Raw genomic sequence first — 835 nt, 5'->3', positions numbered from 1 at the left:
CCGGCTGCATCGCGCATTCGGACCGCGGCAGCGAATACACCGCAGACGAACTCCGGTGCGAGATAAATAAGTTGGGGCTGCGGCAGAGCATGGGCCGCACCGGTTCGTGCTTCGACTGTGAGGATGATCGGGTGCCGCTCCGGGCGGTGGCCTGACCCGTGCTTCGACTGGCGTTGTTGCCTTGGCGTTGATCTGTCGGCTGCCGCCTGGAGCGGTACTCGCTGCCGCCAGGCAGGGGACGTGTCCCGATAGGGGCCTTCGCGACAGGCACCGTCACAGTCTTGACCGCCCCGGCCCGGCGACGGCCACCGGCACCCGAGGCGATCAGGAGACCAGCGACCTTGCCCAGCATCACGCAGCCCACGGCCCCATGTCACATCCCAGCCGAAGCCGAGGAGGACATCCTGCTCGGTGTTGACACCCACAAAGACGTCCACGCCGCGGCCGTCATCACCACGCTCGGCGCCACTCTGGGCGGCCGCGGCTTCCCGGCGACCGCCGAGGGATACCGCCAGCTCCTGTCCTGGGCACGCTCGTTCGGCATACTGCGGCGAGCCGGGGTCGAGTGCACCGGATCCTACGGCGCAGCCCTGACGCGGCACCTGCGGGCCGAGGGCATCGAGGTGACCGAAGTCAACCAGCCCGACAAGGCCGCCCGACGGCGCCACGGCAAGACCGACGCCATCGATGCCGAAGCCGCCGCCCGCGCCGTGTTATCCGGTCGCGCCACCGCCGCAGCGAAGACGAGCGACGGCCCGGTGGAGATGCTGCGGCTGTTCAAGCTGGCGAAGGGGTCCGCGATCAAGTCCAGGACCCAGGCCATCAACCAGCTCAA

1 protein-coding gene is annotated in these 835 nt (G+C 69.1%); it reads left to right on the top strand.

Annotated elements, in window-relative coordinates; all coding sequences use genetic code 11:
• Positions 1-341 precede the first annotated feature (341 nt).
• A partial coding sequence (locus ACTWQJ_RS51880; protein WP_443313278.1) for an IS110 family transposase occupies positions 342-835 on the top strand: 494 nt, incomplete at its 3' end.

Source organism: Streptomyces sp. KR55 (genome assembly GCF_052245645.1).
Classification (GTDB): Bacteria; Actinomycetota; Actinomycetes; order Streptomycetales; family Streptomycetaceae; genus Streptomyces; species Streptomyces flavusporus.
The sequence above is the reverse complement of the archived record's forward strand: the minus strand, read 5'-3'. Positions and strand labels throughout refer to the sequence as shown.